Genomic DNA, 14,682 nt, shown 5'->3' on the forward strand with positions numbered 1-14,682 from the left:
CGTATCACGTTAACCTGACGTTTAGACATGATCTCCGCCCGCGGCATCGCCGCCACCTCCGCCACAGACCCGCTCGTCCCCTGGGACTTCACCCGCCGAGAGCCGGGGCCCAGCGACGTGCTCATTCACATCCACTATTGCGGGGTCTGTCATTCCGACCTCCACACGGTGCGGGGTGAGTGGGGTACGGTGCCCTACCCACTCGTTCCAGGCCATGAAATCGTCGGCCGCGTGGCGTCCGTCGGCAGCCACGTGACCCGTTTCCGCGAGGGGGAGCTGGTTGGCGTGGGCTGCATGGTGGACAGTTGCCGCGACTGCGACCCATGTCGCCGCGGTCTCGAGCAGTACTGCGAACAGGGCAATACGGGCACCTACGCGGGCATTGAGGCGCAGACGGGCCGTCCCACCCAAGGCGGGTATAGCACCCACATTGTGGTCGATCAGGATTTTGTCCTGCGCATTCCTGATGGACTCGATCCGGCCCGTACCGCCCCGCTGCTCTGCGCGGGCATCACCACCTGGTCGCCGCTTCGCGAGTGGAAGGTCGGCCCCGGCAGCCGCGTCGGCGTGGTCGGACTCGGCGGCCTGGGCCACATGGCCGTGAAGCTGGCCCGGGCCCTCGGCGCGCACGTCGTGGTGCTGACCACATCGCCCGGCAAGGTGGCCGATGCCCTCGCCCTCGGTGCCCATGAAGTCGTGTTGTCGGGCAACGAGGAGGCCATGCGCGCCCTCCGGAACTCCCTGCATGTCATCATCGACACTGTGGGCGCGCCGCACGACCTCAACGCCGAAATGCGGCTCCTCACCCTCGACGGCACCCTCGTGCTGCTGGGTGGCTCGCCCGAACCCCACCCCTCGCCCGGCGCGTTCACGTTCATCACCAAGCGCCGCCGTCTGGCGGGGTCACTCATTGGTGGCATTGCCGAGACCCAGGAGATGCTCGACTTCTGCGCCGCCCATGGGGTCATGGCCGACATCGAGCGCATCCGGCCGGAAGACATTAACACCGCCTACGAGCGCATGCTGCGCAGCGATGTGAAGTACCGCTTCGTCATCGACCTCGAGCCGCTGCGGCAGACCACCGCCTGATCGATGGTCCGGGACCGGCAGCACCCGTCGCGACACGGGTGCTGCCGACTTGTCCCTCCCGGCGTTACTGTATTGGGAATGGTCGCCCCGTTTCCCACCGAGTGGCCCGAGCCCGATACAGTGCTGGTCGTCGAAGACGACGACGCACTGCGCGAGTCGCTTGCGCATTCTCTCGCTTCGATCTGCAGGCAGCTGCGCACCGCCGGCACCGTGGCCGACGCGTTGCGCGAGTGCGCTGCGTCGTCGCCCGATATCATTCTGCTCGACCTCGGCCTGCCCGACGGCGACGGCGCCGACTTGCTTGGCCGCCTGAGGCAGATGACCGACGCGCCCATCATCGTGTTATCCGGACGAACGGACGAAGACCAAAAGGTCGCGCTGCTCGATGCCGGCGCCGATGATTTTCTCACCAAGCCCTGCTCCGTCGCCGAACTGCAGGCGCGCATCCGGGGCCAGTTCCGTCGCGTGCAGGTCTCGTCGGCCGCGCGCGCCTGGTCGCAGCTCTCCGTCGATGGCGTGGAAATCGACCTGCTGGCGCAGCGCGTGGTGCGCCACGGGCAACCCCAGCGCCTCACCCCCACGGAGTGGGCGCTGCTCCGGGCGCTCATTCTGCACGCCGGTCGCCCACTGTCGCCGCGTCAGTTGTGGGACATCGTGTGGGCGCGTGAGTTCGGCGATTTTGCCACGCACGTGCGGGTCCACATCACGCATCTGCGACGAAAGATCGAGCCAGACCCGAGCATGCCACGCCTGATCGTCACGGAACCGGGTGTGGGGTATCGATTCGCCGGTCCGCGCTGAACTCCTGATGCGCACCCGTTTGCGCGCGCAGATGAGTGCGCAGTTGCGCGCGCAGATGAGTGCGCAGTTGCGCGCGCAGATGAGTGCGCAGTTGCGCACGCACATGCGCACGCACATGCGCGCGCGCTGGTCGGTGTGGTCCCTCTGGCTCGGGCTGTTTGCCGTCACCACCGTAGTGCTGCAGCGGCTTGTCGAAGCGCCTGACGTGCGTGTGGCGCATGGCGTTCTGGTCTACCTCGTGCTCATCATCGGTGCGAGTCGGCAGGGCGGCCGCGCACTTTCGGTGGTCATGGTCATCCTCGGCTATTTTGCCGTGGACTACTTCTATGTACCACCACGCTTCACCCTGTTCTCCGCACGCGGGCTCGACTGGTTCGTGCTCGTGGGCTTTGTGCTCACTGGCATCCTGGTGTCCGAACTCTTCGGCAAACTGCAGCGTGCAGCGCACGAAGCCGAGGAGCGCACCGCCGAAGTGGAGCGGTTGTCCGCCGAACGGCTCCAGCTTGAACGCGATGCCGCCACACTGCGCGTGATGCAGGAAGCCGACCGTCTCAAGAACGCGCTCATCGACTCCATTGCGCACGATCTGCGCTCGCCGGTGGCGACACTCGCGCTGGTGTCCGATCCGGACGGAGGCTTCGCCAGCGATCAGGCGCTCGATCGCGTGCGGGAGGAAACGCAGCGCCTCAACGAGTTTCTCGGCACGCTGCAGCGCTTCGCCACCGATGGCGGTGGCGCTCCGCTGCGCACCGAACCCCACGACGTCTTCGAATTGATCCGCACGGCGGTGCGCACCGCCGAGGCGCGTTTGCAGGAGCACCCGGTGCGCTCTACCGCCCTTGCGGTGGCGCAGGCCGCCCGCCCGCCGCAAGGCCCGCTGGTGCTGTGTGATCACACGCTCGCCGTGCATGCGCTGGGCAACCTGCTGCAGAATGCCGCGCGCTACTCGCCGGTCGGGCAGCCCATTGACGTCTTGGTGGAGAGCGGCGCGAATGACGTGCAGATCGTGGTCGCCGACAGGGGGCCAGGCATCGCACCGGAAGACGTGGGGCGACTGTTCTCGCCCATGCGACGACGCCCACCGCGCGAGGCGGGCCCGCTGGAGCGGCTTTCGGCACCGATCGCCACGGAATCCGAGCCAGCAGACGCGCGCCTCGGTATGGGACTCGCCATTACGCGCACCTTTGTCACCGCGCAGCGCGGTGCACTGACCTACCGCGCGCGCAGCGGTGGTGGCTCCGAGTTCGTCGTGCGCCTGCCGCGCGCGCCCATCACTTTACACAGTCCGCGAACAGGCGCTTCCTGACGGACTCGGGCGTGGCAATGTCCTCGTAGAACTCGCCGAAATACTTGAGTGTGCTGCGCACTGTGGCGGGTGAGAGCAACTGACCCACGGCGTCGGTGTAGAGCGCCTCGATGGCCGCACGCCGTTCGCGAAACAGGTCGAAAGCCGTGGCATAGGCCGGCTCGTGCGCACAGAACCCGCGAAAGAGGCGGATGCGCACGTTCTTGATGGGCAGCTTGGGGTCCACGCCGGCATACGCAGCGTTGATCACACCCGACATGTCGAAGTCGTATGGCACCGGCACGTTCTGTCCGTCCGGCAAGGTGATGATCTCCACGTTGTGCAGCGTGCGCACGGCAATGTCGGTGTTGGCAATGAAGTACAGGTAGGTGTGCATGAGGGCCGTGGGCCCCGGCATCAAGTCATCGGACGTGGCGCCCTGCCTGTCGAAGATTTTGCCGCCAAGCCGTTCGGCAAGGTGATCGGGATCCTCGATGATGAACGAGTAGCGTGTGGTTTCGACCTTGCCGCTGGCACTGTCGGCGTAGGCAATGCGCAGCACCCGCACCTTGAAGGACGCGTCGGTGAGAACGCGGAGAATGCGATAGAGCTGCGCCTCCTGCAGTACGTACGACTCGTAGTTGTCGGCGTTGCGGCAGTATGTGACCAGCTTGGGGCGCTCGAGATTCGCAAAAAGGGTCCCGTCGGCCTTTTTGTCGCCGAAGCGCAGCCGCAGCGGCGGGAAGTCGCAGTGATTGAGCCGCCACACGCCACGCGTACGCACGCGGAGTGGCACTTCCACGGGTTTCCCGTTCGCGTCGACATAGCGAATGGTGGCGTCGCGCCACGGACTGTCCGCGTTCTTGTCGCGCTTGATCTGCCGCAGGTTGAGCGACAGCGTCACGGACAGTGGCTCCTCGCTGCGGAACAACCGCGGATTGGGCGGCTTGCGCGGGCCGGCCTGAGTGTCCGCCACGGCACCTTGCGCCGATGCCGTCGAAAGCGGCCCGCAAAGCAACAGCGCAAGTCCGAGTGCGCGACACGTCGCGCGTGCCAACAACGACCGCCACCTCACAGCAGCTCCGCCGACGACAGGCGCGAGGCACCGGCGCTGCGCACCATGGACAAGAAGGCCTCGGGCTCCGTCTTGCGACGGAGTTGCACCCGGTACTCGAGCACCGTGTCCACCTCGCCCACGTCGAGCGAGCCGAACCGCCAGTGTTTGGTATACTCCGCCAGTCGCGGCTCCAGCGCGCGGCGCAGCGCGACCGCGTCCGTTGTCACCAGGCGCAAGGTGCGCTCAGGAGTCACGGCTGGAATTTCTCCGGTATTCTGATTGACCCGCGCTCGCTGGATGGCCCGTTCGGCCAGGCCCTCCAGCTGCTCCACGGTCATGTTGCGCAGCACTTCGTCATCCATGCGCGCCACGAACGTGCCGGTGCGGGACAACTGCTTGGCGCGCTTGAGTCGGCGTTCACCCATGCGACCGTCGAGCTCCATGGGGGTACTGCCAAAGTCGGCCAGCCAGAGAGACAGCGCGAGCGCATTGAAACCCACCGACAACACCGCCGCCACGGGCAGGTTCACGGCCGACGCCAGGCCGATGGCTGTGGCAAGGAACACGTATACGGCGTCCTTGCTGTCGTCGAGTGAGTTGCGAAAGCGCACCGCCGCCACGATGCCGGCCAGACTGAAGGCCAGGGCCAGCGAGTACTTCACCAGCAATACGATGCCCGCTACCACCGTGGGCAGGATGACCAGCAACTGCACCACCGATTGCTGATAGCCACGCTTGGCGCGCGTGAGCAGAAACACCCAGGCCACCGGCAACGACAGCAGGGCCGCCGCCAGCATGGCCACGCCCACCGTGACCGACAGCGTGACCTCATCGAGCGCCTGCTCCGGTCGCAGGCTCGGTGCCTGCAGCGGATCCCCCACCGTAGTGCCACCCAGGCCAAGCAAGGCCTCGAGCGAACTGGGCACCGAGCCGGTGCCGTGCGGCAGGCGATGCCAGACCAGCGCCGAACCGCCAATGAGGAGCGCGTAAAACACCACGCAGCGCACAATCACGCGCGTGGTCGGCGTGGCCTGCCACAACACGCGGTTCACAAGGGACTCCGATTTCGCGTCACGTCGGGCACGGCCTGGCGACTGGGAAGATGTGCGGCAGCAGAACAGTGGTCGCGATATGACACCCAACCACCCCACCCCGGGAGTATCGCGTACGCCCGGCCCCCGCGCCATGGGACCAGTGGCACCTGGAGAGGCCGAACCGTGTAGCAGGGGGCATGAAGCCTGGCTGGCGCCTTGCCCCGTCCCCGGCGACCCCTCACATTCGCCGCATGTCGCGTCCCCTCGTCTGGCCCGCGCTGCTGGCTGCCCTCATGGCCGCCGTGGTTTCGCCAACGGCTCCGCTGACGGCGCAGGCTACCACGCATCCTCCGCGGCCCACACTGGTCGTGCTGCTCACGGTGGACCAGTTCCGCGAGGACTACCTCGCGCGCTTCGGCCATCAGTTCACTGGAGGCCTGGCCCGACTGCTCAAGGGCGGCGCGCGCTTTGCCAACGCGCATCACGACCACGCCATTACGGAAACGGCACCTGGTCACGCCAGCTTGCTGTCGGGGCGCTTCCCGCGCTCCACCGGCATCATGATGAACAGCATCGGCGTGGAGGACGACGACGCGCCGCTGCTTGCCGGCGGCTATGGACCCGGCGCCTCGCCCAGACGCTTTCAGGGCAGCACGCTCGTGGATTGGATGCAGGACGCCGATCGCAACACCCGCGTGCTGTCGGTGTCCATGAAGGACCGCGGCGCCATTCTGCCGGTGGGTCGTGCCCGCACCAACGTCTACTGGTATTCCATCGACGGCCGCTTCCTCACCAGTCGCTACTACCGGCGTGATCTGCCCGACTGGGTGCGCGACTTCAACGCGCGCGGCAACGTGGCCCGCTATGCCGGTCGCAGCTGGGAGTTGCTGCTGCCCGACAGCGCCTACCGCGAGCGCGACAGCGTGTCCATCGAGATGGGAGGCCGTCACTACACGTTTCCGCATACGCTCACCGACGATGTCATGGACGCGGGCAGTGACATTCGCATCACGCCCTTCATCGACGACATCACCGTGGACTTCGCGCTCGCAGGTGTCGAGGCCCTTGGCCTTGGCCGCGGTCCGACCACCGACGTGCTGGCCGTATCACTCTCGGCCACCGATGTCATCGGACACAACTACGGCCCCGACTCGCGCGAGATTCACGACCAGGTGCTGCGTGTCGATCGCAACATCGGCCGCTTCCTCGATTCGCTCTACACGCTGCGAGATTCCAGTCGCATCACGGTGGTGTTCACCTCGGACCATGGGGTGGGCAGCATTCCCGAGCTGGCGCCGGACAGTGTACAGCCGTTCCCGCGGCGCGTCAGCGTCCGGCCACTCATGCGCGAGCTGCGGGCCCGCCTCCGCGAGCGTGGTGTGGACACCCAGGCCGTGGCACTCGACGTCAATCTGCTGCTGGCCAACCGCAATGCCTTCCGCAGCGATGGCCAGCGTGACGAGATCATCGAGTGGTTTGCCTCGCGGGTGCGTGAGCTCCCGGGCATGGCGCGGGTGGACCGTTTCACTACCCTCATGCGCGACACGGTCAGCTCGGAGGTCGCACGGCGCTGGGCCCACCAGTTCCCCTATCCGTCCAATCTCGAACTGGTCTTCACGCTCGATAAGCTCAGCACCTGGGGTGGCAACATCGCCTCACACGGCTCGCCCTGGCCCTACGACTCCCAGGTGCCGATCATCTTCGCCGGTGCCGGCATCACGCCGGGGCATCACACCCAGTTCGTGCGCACAGTGGACATTGCGCCCACGCTGGCCGACCTGCTGGGCGTCAAAGTCGGCGAGAAAATTGACGGGGTCCCGCTGCCGATTACCGGGGCGCGCGCCAACGCCCCCCGGTAACGGCGGGTCTGAACCTCAGGTGATGGGATCGATTTCCCGCACCGCCATCCCGCCACGCGTTTGCGCGTGCGGACAGGTGACGGCAATGGCCACCGCCTCTTCGTAGTCCGCGGCTTCGATGATGAAGTAGCCCGACACCACCTCGCGCACCTCGGCGTACGGGCCATCACGCACCACCACCTTGCCGCCCTCACTGCGCACCACCTTGCCGCCCTCGTCGCGCAACTTCTCGCCGCCGCGCAACTTTCCGCGGGCCGCCAGGTCATCCGACCACGCATTGTATCGCGCGATCAGGTCCTGAAAGTCGGCCGGTGAGTAATCGGCATATTCGCTCGGATCATCGGACAGGAGCAGCATGAACTTGGGCATCGGGTGCGTCCTCGAAAGCAGGTGGTGAGCGGAATGCCGGACCCTCTGTCTGGCTCCGCGTATGACGGTGACGCAGGGTCGTCGCCGGAATCGACATGGTCGGCCAATGTTGCGCCATGGGATCCCACGCGCTCGCCCCTGGCACACCCGCGCGGCTTCCGGGACGCGGCGGCTCTGCTCACCTCGCGCCTCCTGGCGCGGCATGGCATGGCCAATCTCGATCGCATCGAGGACGCCGTGCAGGAAGCCTTTGTTGCCGCCGCCCGCACCTGGCCGCTGCGCGGTGAGCCCACCCAGCCGCTGGCCTGGCTCTCACGCGTGGCCGAACGTCGCTACCTCGACCTGGGTCGCGCCACGCGCCGCTGGGTGGCTGAAGACGACCGTGTGCCGGCGGCCGACGTTGCCAGCGAATCGGACGGTGTCTTCACGCATGCGGACCACGATCCGCTGCCCCTGCTCTTCATGTGCTGCCACCCCGCGCTCAGCAGCGAGTCGCGCGTGGCCCTCACGCTCAAGCAGGTCTCGCAGCTCAGCGTGCCGGAAATCGCCCGCCTGCTCGACGCGGAACCGTCGGCCGTGGCCCAGCGCCTCGTGCGGGCCAAGCGCAGCCTGCAGGGTGAACGCAGCACGTTTGTCGTGCCGGGTGATGCAGAGTTGCCGGCCCGTCTCGACGACGTCCTCATGGTGTGCTACGCGCTGTTCACCGCCGGCCATTTGCCCACCGATGATGAGGCGCCGCTCGAGGCCACACGTTCCGTGGAGGCCCTGCGCCTCGTGGAAATGCTGCGACGCTGGCCGCCCACCGCGCAGCCGGCCACGCATGCGCTGGCCGCGCTCTGCTGGTTCACGGTGGCACGACTGCCGGCCCGCGTGGTAGACGGTGCGCTGGTGCCGCTCGACGCCCAGGATCGCACGCGCTGGGACCGACGCTGTCTCGCCCGCGGCGTCGCGGCACTGCGCGCGTCGCTGTCCGGACCCGAGCTCACCCGCTATCACGTGGAGGCGCATCTCGCGTCCCTGCACAGTCTCGCCCCGTCATTTGACGAGACGCCCTGGGAGGCGGTGGTGCGAGGCTACGAGCGCTTGCTCACCATCGCCCCTTCGGTATCTGCCCACCTCGCCCGCGCCGTGTCGCTGGGCCATGCCGGACGCCACCAGGAGGCCATGGCGGCCCTCGCGGTGGCCAGCACCACGGGAGCCTCGTCGACCGGCAGTGAACGCCCTGAGTGGTATGCCACCGCCGCCACCCTGGCCTTGCTGCGCGGTTCGCCGGCCGAGGCCGTCCTCGCCTATGAGCGGGCCCTCACCTGCCCTGCCGATGACGACGCGCACCAGGTGGCGGTGCGCGCCTTCTGGCAGGAGCGCCTCTCTGCGGCCCGGGCGCTTGCCTCCGCCAACGGCCCGGCGCCGTCCACTGTCCGTCCCCCGGTGCCCACAACAGACGCTGAGCCCCTCTAGCTTAGCGACATGCGCCCCGACTCCACGCCAACACCGCCCCCCGCATCACCCTGGGGCACTTGGTGGCTCATCTCAGGAGCCTGGTGGACGCTCAACGCCATCACGCACGCGTCGTCGCGGGCGTCCATGAATGGCGTCCCCTTTCTCGAAGCCGCCAAGTACGACAGCATCAGCGCGGCGCTCTGGGTCCCATTCACCGTGCTGGCCTTCTGGCTGGCGGAGCGCGCGCCCGTCACCCGGCACTCCTGGTCGCGGTCAGTGCCGCTGGTGCTGCTGGCTACGGCCGGCGTGGTGCTCGCGCGCGCCGTGTTTGTCATCGTCACCGATCCGATTCTTCGCTGGTATCCGGCGCCGCCCACGTTTCGCGAGGTGTTCATCACCTCCATTGCGAACAACTTCTTTCTCTTCCTGTTGTTCGTGGGCGCCGGGCACGGCCTGGTGTATGCGCGCCGCATTCGCGAGCGCGAGGAGCTGCTGGCCCGCGCAGAGCTGCGCCATCTCAAGGCCCAATTGCACCCGCACTTTCTCTTCAATACGCTGAACGCCATCTCGGCCTACGTACGGGCCGAGCCCGACACGGCCGTGCAGATGATTGCGCGGCTCAGCACCTTGCTGCGTCACGCGCTGCAACGTGCCGGCACGCAGGAAGTCTCGCTCGAAGAAGAACTCTCCATCGTCGCAGCCTACGTGGACATCGAACAGGTCCGCTTCGACGATCGCCTGCGCGTGGTCTGGCAGATCGCGCCCGACACGCTTGGCGCCACGGTCCCCCATCTGCTGCTGCAACCACTGGTCGAGAACGCCATCCGCCACGGCCTCGCGCCGCTCAGTCGGACCGGCACCGTGGAGATTCGCGCCGAGCGCCGCGACAATTCACTGCACCTGCTCGTGCGCGATGACGGCGTGGGCCTTGCGGGTTTGCCTCGCACGTTCGTCGCGAACACGCCTCCATCCCGCGACCAGCTCACTGCATCGTCCGGCGTGGGACTCAGCAACGCGAGGGCGCGCCTCCAGCAGCTCTACGGCGAAGCCCATGACTTTGTCCTCGACACGCGCGACCCGCAGGGCCTCGACGTGTGCATCGTTTTGCCCTATCGCCCGTTCGCACGGAGTTGACCCATGGCCCCGGCCAGTGGCGTGGTGGCCCCCACGCGCATCCCCGTTCTCATTGCCGACGACGAAGCGCCGGCCCGTCTTGGGCTTCGCAACATGCTCGAGCGCCATGCCGACGTGCAGGTGGTGGGTGAGGCCCGAAGCGGACTCGAAGCCATCGGCGCCATCGAGAGCCTGCGTCCGGAACTGGTGTTCCTCGACGTGCAGATGCCCGACGGTGATGGCTTCGAGGTCATCCGTCAGGTGGGCGCGGACCGCATGCCGGTGGTGATCTTCTCCACCGCCTTCGACGAGCATGCGCTGCGTGCCTTCGAGGCGCATGCGCTCGACTATCTGCTCAAGCCCTACGATCAGCTGCGCTTCGACGCCGCGCTCGACAAGGCCCGTGAACGCCTGCAGCGCCGCGCCATCGACGAACGGCTGCTGCACTTCCTCGAGCGGGTGGACGAGCGGACCCGATTCCTGCAGCGCATCGTCGTGCGAAACGGGGCGCGCACGCAGTTCGTGCCGGTCTCACAGGTGGACTACCTCGAAGCCGATGCCAACTACGTGCGCGTGTGGTCGGGTGACAAACATTGGCTGGTGCGCGAGACCCTCACCAACCTCGAGCGTCAGCTCGACCCGACACGCTTCCTGCGCATTCATCGCTCACTCGTGGTGCATGTCACGCGCATTGTCGAGTTGGAATCGCTGTTCGCCGGCGAGTATGTGATCTCCCTCAGTACCGGCAAGAAGCTCACCAGCGGTCGCACGTTCCGCGCAGCCATTCAGGCCGCACTCGGCGTGTAAGGTCCGGTGGTCCACGGTTCACCGTGACGCCGCGCCACATTCGTCACACAACCGTGGTTCAGTGTGGTCGGTCGGTCGATTGTGTGCACACAGCGCGGCGTTCTGCCGCACGATGCATCTCACCGCACACACATTGGCACGGAGACACACATGCCCATCACGTCCACATTGGCCCGCCGCCATCTGCTGGTCGGCCTCGCGGCCTTCGGCATCGCCGCCTGCAGCGACGATGACTCCCCCGCGCAGTCGTTTGTCGGGCCCGACTTCCAGAATACCACGCCGTCCCCGTCGGTGCCGTCGATCTTTGCGCCCGGTGTCATCTCCATCGGTGATCGCGCCTGGCAGTGGCGCCTTACCCTGTCCCCGAACGGCAAGGAAGCCTACTTCGCGCGCAGCGCGCAGTTCTTCCCGTTCACGCGGCAGGCCACGATTTACCACACGCGCCTGCAGAACGACGGCACGTGGAGCGCGCCCGTCGTGGCGTCGTTCTCGGGGCAGTACAGCGACATCGATCCGTTCATCTCTCCCGACAACCAGCGCCTGTATTTCTCCTCGGCACGACCGGTGAACGGCAGCCCGCGCCAGGACATCGACCTCTGGTATGTGCCGCGCCAGGGTGACGGGTGGGGCGCTCCGGTGCACCTCGGTGCCGAAGTCAATTCGCCGGACACCGACGAACTGTACGCGTCCGCCAGCGCGGACGGCACGCTGTACTTTGCCAGTGGCCCCTTCTTCCCGCAGCCTGGCAAGCACTTTGACATCTACAGCGCCGAGCGTCGTGGTGAGGGCTTTGCGCCGCGCGTTGCCCTGCCCCTCACCGTCAACACGCAGCCACAGACGGGCGTGTCCGATCTGCAGGCGGCCTGGGATTTCAATCCGGAGATCTCGGTGGACGGCAAGACCCTCGTCTTCACCTCACTCCGTCCCGGCGGGTTCGGGCTCGGCGATCTGTACGTGAGCAATCGTCAGGGCGGCACCTGGAGCCAGGCCCGCAACCTCGGCCCGCTGGTCAACAGCGCCGACGACGAGTATCACCCCACCCTCTCCCGCAACAAGCAGACACTGTGGTTCGTGCGCGCCAATCTCGGCAAGCAGTTGCGTGGGGACTTCTACCACGTGCGCACCTCGGCGCTGGACCTGCGCTGACCTGATGGTCTGACCGTGTCGTGAGCACGAAGCGCGTGGTTCGTGCTCACGCCACGGTCACGATTGCGGTGGTCAGTTCTTCGTGGCCGCAAAGACCCCAAGCAGCGCGCGCCAATCGTTGGCGTTGAGGAGCTGAAAGCGGCGCAGCCGCGGCGAGGGTTCGGCCCACGCCGAACGCTGCACGCCGATGTCGACCAGCCGCGGGACGTCCTGCTCCAGCAACAACGCCTTCGTGCCGCTCAAGGTGGCGTTCACATCGATCACACGCCCGTTGTGGAGTACCGCGATCGAGTCCACCTCCGTGTGTCCGATCACCACACGGTCCACGGCGAAGTGTCCAAGCGTGCGCTGAATGTGCTGGTCATCGGCCAGGGGATGTCCCTCCATACCCATGACCAGTCCGCGGTACTGCGTCACTGATGTGAGGCCCAACTGGTCGTCGCGAGTCCGTCCGGGACCGGACTTGCCCGCGAGATAGTCCCGACTCCGTGCGTTCAGCGTATCGATCGACAGCTGATCGCGCAGCACCGCCGGACTGACACCACCGTGCACATACAGCGTGCGTCCGATGCGCAATGCCACCGGGCGGGTGCGCAGCCACTGACCCAGCACGGTATTGCTGTCGAGGAGTTGGTGGTAGCGCGCCAACTGCCGCATGGCGAAGTGATGCTCGGCCTCGATGTCCTTGGTCACACCGGTCAGATTGTACTGCTCGTGATTGCCAAGCACGACATGCACCGCGCCTCCCGCGGCCTGCGCCTCGCCTTCGAGCCGATACAGTGTCCAGAGCAGCGGATATACCCATCGACCGCGATCCGTGGCGTCGCCCAGCACCACCACCTGTCCATTCCCGTAGGTCCAATGGCCAAGGGAATCGGTAATGCCCATGGCGCGGGCCCAAATTCCGAAGTAGGCGCTGTCTCCTTCGAGATCGCTCACGACCGCCACCCGTGGTGCGGCGGGAAGATCTGCGGCTGGAACCGCTGCCGGTGCCCGCCACTGCCAGTGACTGCGCCGCCCCTCGCATTCGATGGTCACCGAGTCAGCCGGCAGTGTGTCACGCTCCACATGGTCGTCACAGTACCACGCAACTTCGTGTTGACCACCGCCCAGTCTACGCACAACCGGACCATGCATGGCATTGAGACTGGGAGCAGGCGCCACCACGGCCTGATCTGCCCGCCACTTGATCGCGCCCGATCCGACCGGTATCAGGATGCTTTCATACACACCGCCCGCCGTCTGTACGACCTGACTGCGGGACAGCCAAATGACCAGCCCCGCGGCCGCCACCCCAATTGTGCCAGCGGCGGCAATCAGTATCCGCCGCGCAATCCGTCGCATCCCCATCGTTCCTCATCGGCTGCCGTTCGTTGCTGCGCACCAGACGTTGGTGGTGGCGGCCATACGACCCTGACAGGGCGGAGGATTCAAGATGGGACAGGATGAAAACGAGGCAGCTCAGCGCCCGACTCCCCGCCACAAAGCGAGGAGTCGGCGCGCACTCAACGTCCGGCGTTCACGCGGGCGCTGAGAGTACTGAGCCGCTCACCCGCCGCGCGCAGGGTTTCCTCGCGCTTGGCAAAATGGAAGCGGATGAGATGCCTGACTGGCTCGCGGAAGAAGCTTGACCCTGGCACACCGGCCACGCCCACCTCCTTGATGAGCCACTCCGACGCGGCCGTGTCGTCGGCAAATCCCAGACTGCTGATGTCCACCATCACATAGTACGCACCCTGCGGCTCCGTAAACGGCAGTCCGGTCTCGCGCAGGATGTCGAGAAAGAGTGTGCGCTTGGCCGTGTACAGCGACGTCAGTTCCTCGTAGTAACTGTTCGGCAGGTCCAGCGCGCCCACGGCCGCCTCCTGCAGCGGCGCCGCCGCACCAACCGTGAGGAAGTCGTGCACCTTGCGCGCCTGCGCAATCACCGACGCGGGCGCATGCACGTAACCCAGGCGCCAGCCGGTGATGGAGTAGGTCTTGGACAGCGAGTTGCAAGTGATGGTCCGCTCGAACGCACCCGGCAGCGTGTTGAAGTACACGTGCTCGTGCGGTGCGTATACGATGTGCTCGTAGGGCTCATCGGTGATCACCCAGGTGTCATACTGCTCGGCGTAGCGCAGAATGGTGAGCAGCTCTTCGCGCGTGAACACCTTGCCGCTCGGGTTCGACGGATTGCAGACCACGATGGCCTTGGGACGCTGCGCAAAGGCCTTGGCGAGATCGTCTTCGTCGAATCCAAAGCCCGGCGGATGCAGCGGCACATAAATGGGCTCGGCACCCGAGAGGATCGCGTCAGCCGCGTAGTTCTCGTAAAACGGCGAGAACACGATGACCTTGTCGCCTGGATTGCAGGCCGTCATCATGGCCACCATCATGGCTTCCGTGCTGCCGCAGGTCACCACCAGATGCTGATCGGGGTCCACCTCGAGCCCTGAGCAGCGCGTGATCTTGCGCGCGAGCGCTTCGCGGAAGCGTGGGGCGCCCCAGGTCACCGCGTATTGGTGAAAGGGACCGCGCGTGGCGCGCTCGAGGCCTTCGAGCAGCACTTCCGGCGGATCGAAGTCCGGGAAACCCTGCGAAAGGTTGATGGCCCCGTGCTGGTTCGCGAGGCGCGTGGTGCCCCGGATGACGGACTCGGTGAAGATCGAAAGGCGGGAAGCGGTGGCAGGCATGGGCTCA

At 66.5% G+C, this 14,682-nt stretch carries 13 protein-coding genes; 8 read left to right on the top strand and 5 right to left on the bottom strand.

Going from position 1 to position 14,682, the window contains the following annotated elements; translation table 11 throughout:
- Window positions 1-27 precede the first annotated feature (27 nt).
- From B2747_RS12950 to B2747_RS12960, 3 genes are all read left to right on the top strand, one after another.
- A complete protein-coding gene (locus B2747_RS12950; RefSeq protein WP_291161547.1) occupies window positions 28-1,089 on the top strand; it encodes an NAD(P)-dependent alcohol dehydrogenase in 1,062 nt (353 codons plus the stop codon).
- 78 nt (window positions 1,090-1,167) lie between these two features.
- Entirely contained in the window at window positions 1,168-1,890 is a 723-nt protein-coding gene (locus B2747_RS12955; protein ID WP_291161550.1) for a response regulator transcription factor, read from the top strand.
- A gap of 7 nt (window positions 1,891-1,897) precedes the next feature.
- Window positions 1,898-3,196 (top strand): sensor histidine kinase, encoded by a 1,299-nt coding sequence (locus B2747_RS12960; RefSeq protein WP_291161553.1) that lies wholly within the window; start codon window positions 1,898-1,900, stop codon window positions 3,194-3,196.
- Here the strand turns inward: B2747_RS12960 and B2747_RS12965 are convergent.
- Together B2747_RS12965 and B2747_RS12970 are read right to left on the bottom strand one after the other, a co-directional pair.
- On the bottom strand, window positions 3,162-4,151 hold the full coding sequence (locus tag B2747_RS12965) for a hypothetical protein (protein ID WP_291161556.1): 990 nt from the start codon (window positions 4,149-4,151) through the stop codon (window positions 3,162-3,164). The genes B2747_RS12960 and B2747_RS12965 overlap by 35 nt on opposite strands.
- Window positions 4,152-4,246: 95 nt before the next feature.
- A complete protein-coding gene (locus B2747_RS12970; protein WP_291161559.1) occupies window positions 4,247-5,284 on the bottom strand; it encodes a DUF4956 domain-containing protein in 1,038 nt (345 codons plus the stop codon).
- A 233-nt stretch (window positions 5,285-5,517) separates the two neighbouring features.
- Between B2747_RS12970 and B2747_RS12975 the strand changes: the two genes are divergently transcribed.
- A complete protein-coding gene (locus B2747_RS12975; protein ID WP_291161562.1) occupies window positions 5,518-7,125 on the top strand; it encodes an alkaline phosphatase family protein in 1,608 nt (535 codons plus the stop codon).
- A 15-nt stretch (window positions 7,126-7,140) separates the two neighbouring features.
- On the opposite strand, the gene B2747_RS12980 is transcribed toward B2747_RS12975, so the two are convergent.
- On the bottom strand, window positions 7,141-7,494 hold the full coding sequence (locus B2747_RS12980) for a YciI family protein (protein ID WP_291161565.1): 354 nt from the start codon (window positions 7,492-7,494) through the stop codon (window positions 7,141-7,143).
- Window positions 7,495-7,527: 33 nt separating this feature from the next.
- On the opposite strand from B2747_RS12980, the gene B2747_RS12985 reads away from it, so the two are divergent.
- The 4 genes from B2747_RS12985 (at window position 7,528) to B2747_RS13000 (ending at window position 12,000) form a co-directional block, all read left to right on the top strand.
- Window positions 7,528-8,952 (top strand): RNA polymerase sigma factor, encoded by a 1,425-nt coding sequence (locus B2747_RS12985; RefSeq protein ID WP_291161569.1) that lies wholly within the window; start codon window positions 7,528-7,530, stop codon window positions 8,950-8,952.
- Window positions 8,953-8,961: 9 nt separating this feature from the next.
- Window positions 8,962-10,068 (top strand): sensor histidine kinase, encoded by a 1,107-nt coding sequence (locus B2747_RS12990; protein ID WP_291161571.1) that lies wholly within the window; start codon window positions 8,962-8,964, stop codon window positions 10,066-10,068.
- 3 nt (window positions 10,069-10,071) lie between these two features.
- Window positions 10,072-10,854, top strand: coding sequence for a LytR/AlgR family response regulator transcription factor (locus tag B2747_RS12995; protein WP_291161575.1), 783 nt, complete (start codon window positions 10,072-10,074; stop codon window positions 10,852-10,854).
- 150 nt (window positions 10,855-11,004) lie between these two features.
- Window positions 11,005-12,000, top strand: a complete 996-nt coding sequence (locus tag B2747_RS13000; protein WP_291161578.1) for a TolB family protein — start codon at window positions 11,005-11,007, stop codon at window positions 11,998-12,000.
- A 72-nt stretch (window positions 12,001-12,072) separates the two neighbouring features.
- On the opposite strand, the gene B2747_RS13005 is transcribed toward B2747_RS13000, so the two are convergent.
- On the bottom strand, window positions 12,073-13,350 hold the full coding sequence (locus tag B2747_RS13005; RefSeq protein ID WP_291161581.1) for a metallophosphoesterase: 1,278 nt from the start codon (window positions 13,348-13,350) through the stop codon (window positions 12,073-12,075).
- 155 nt (window positions 13,351-13,505) lie between these two features.
- Window positions 13,506-14,675 carry a pyridoxal phosphate-dependent aminotransferase gene (locus B2747_RS13010; protein WP_291161584.1) on the bottom strand — a complete coding sequence of 390 codons (1,170 nt, stop codon included), beginning with the start codon at window positions 14,673-14,675 and terminating at the stop codon, window positions 13,506-13,508.
- Between the last annotated feature and the right edge of the window lie 7 nt (window positions 14,676-14,682).

It is taken from the genome of Gemmatimonas sp. UBA7669 (genome assembly GCF_002483225.1).
Taxonomy (GTDB): Bacteria; Gemmatimonadota; Gemmatimonadetes; order Gemmatimonadales; family Gemmatimonadaceae; genus Gemmatimonas.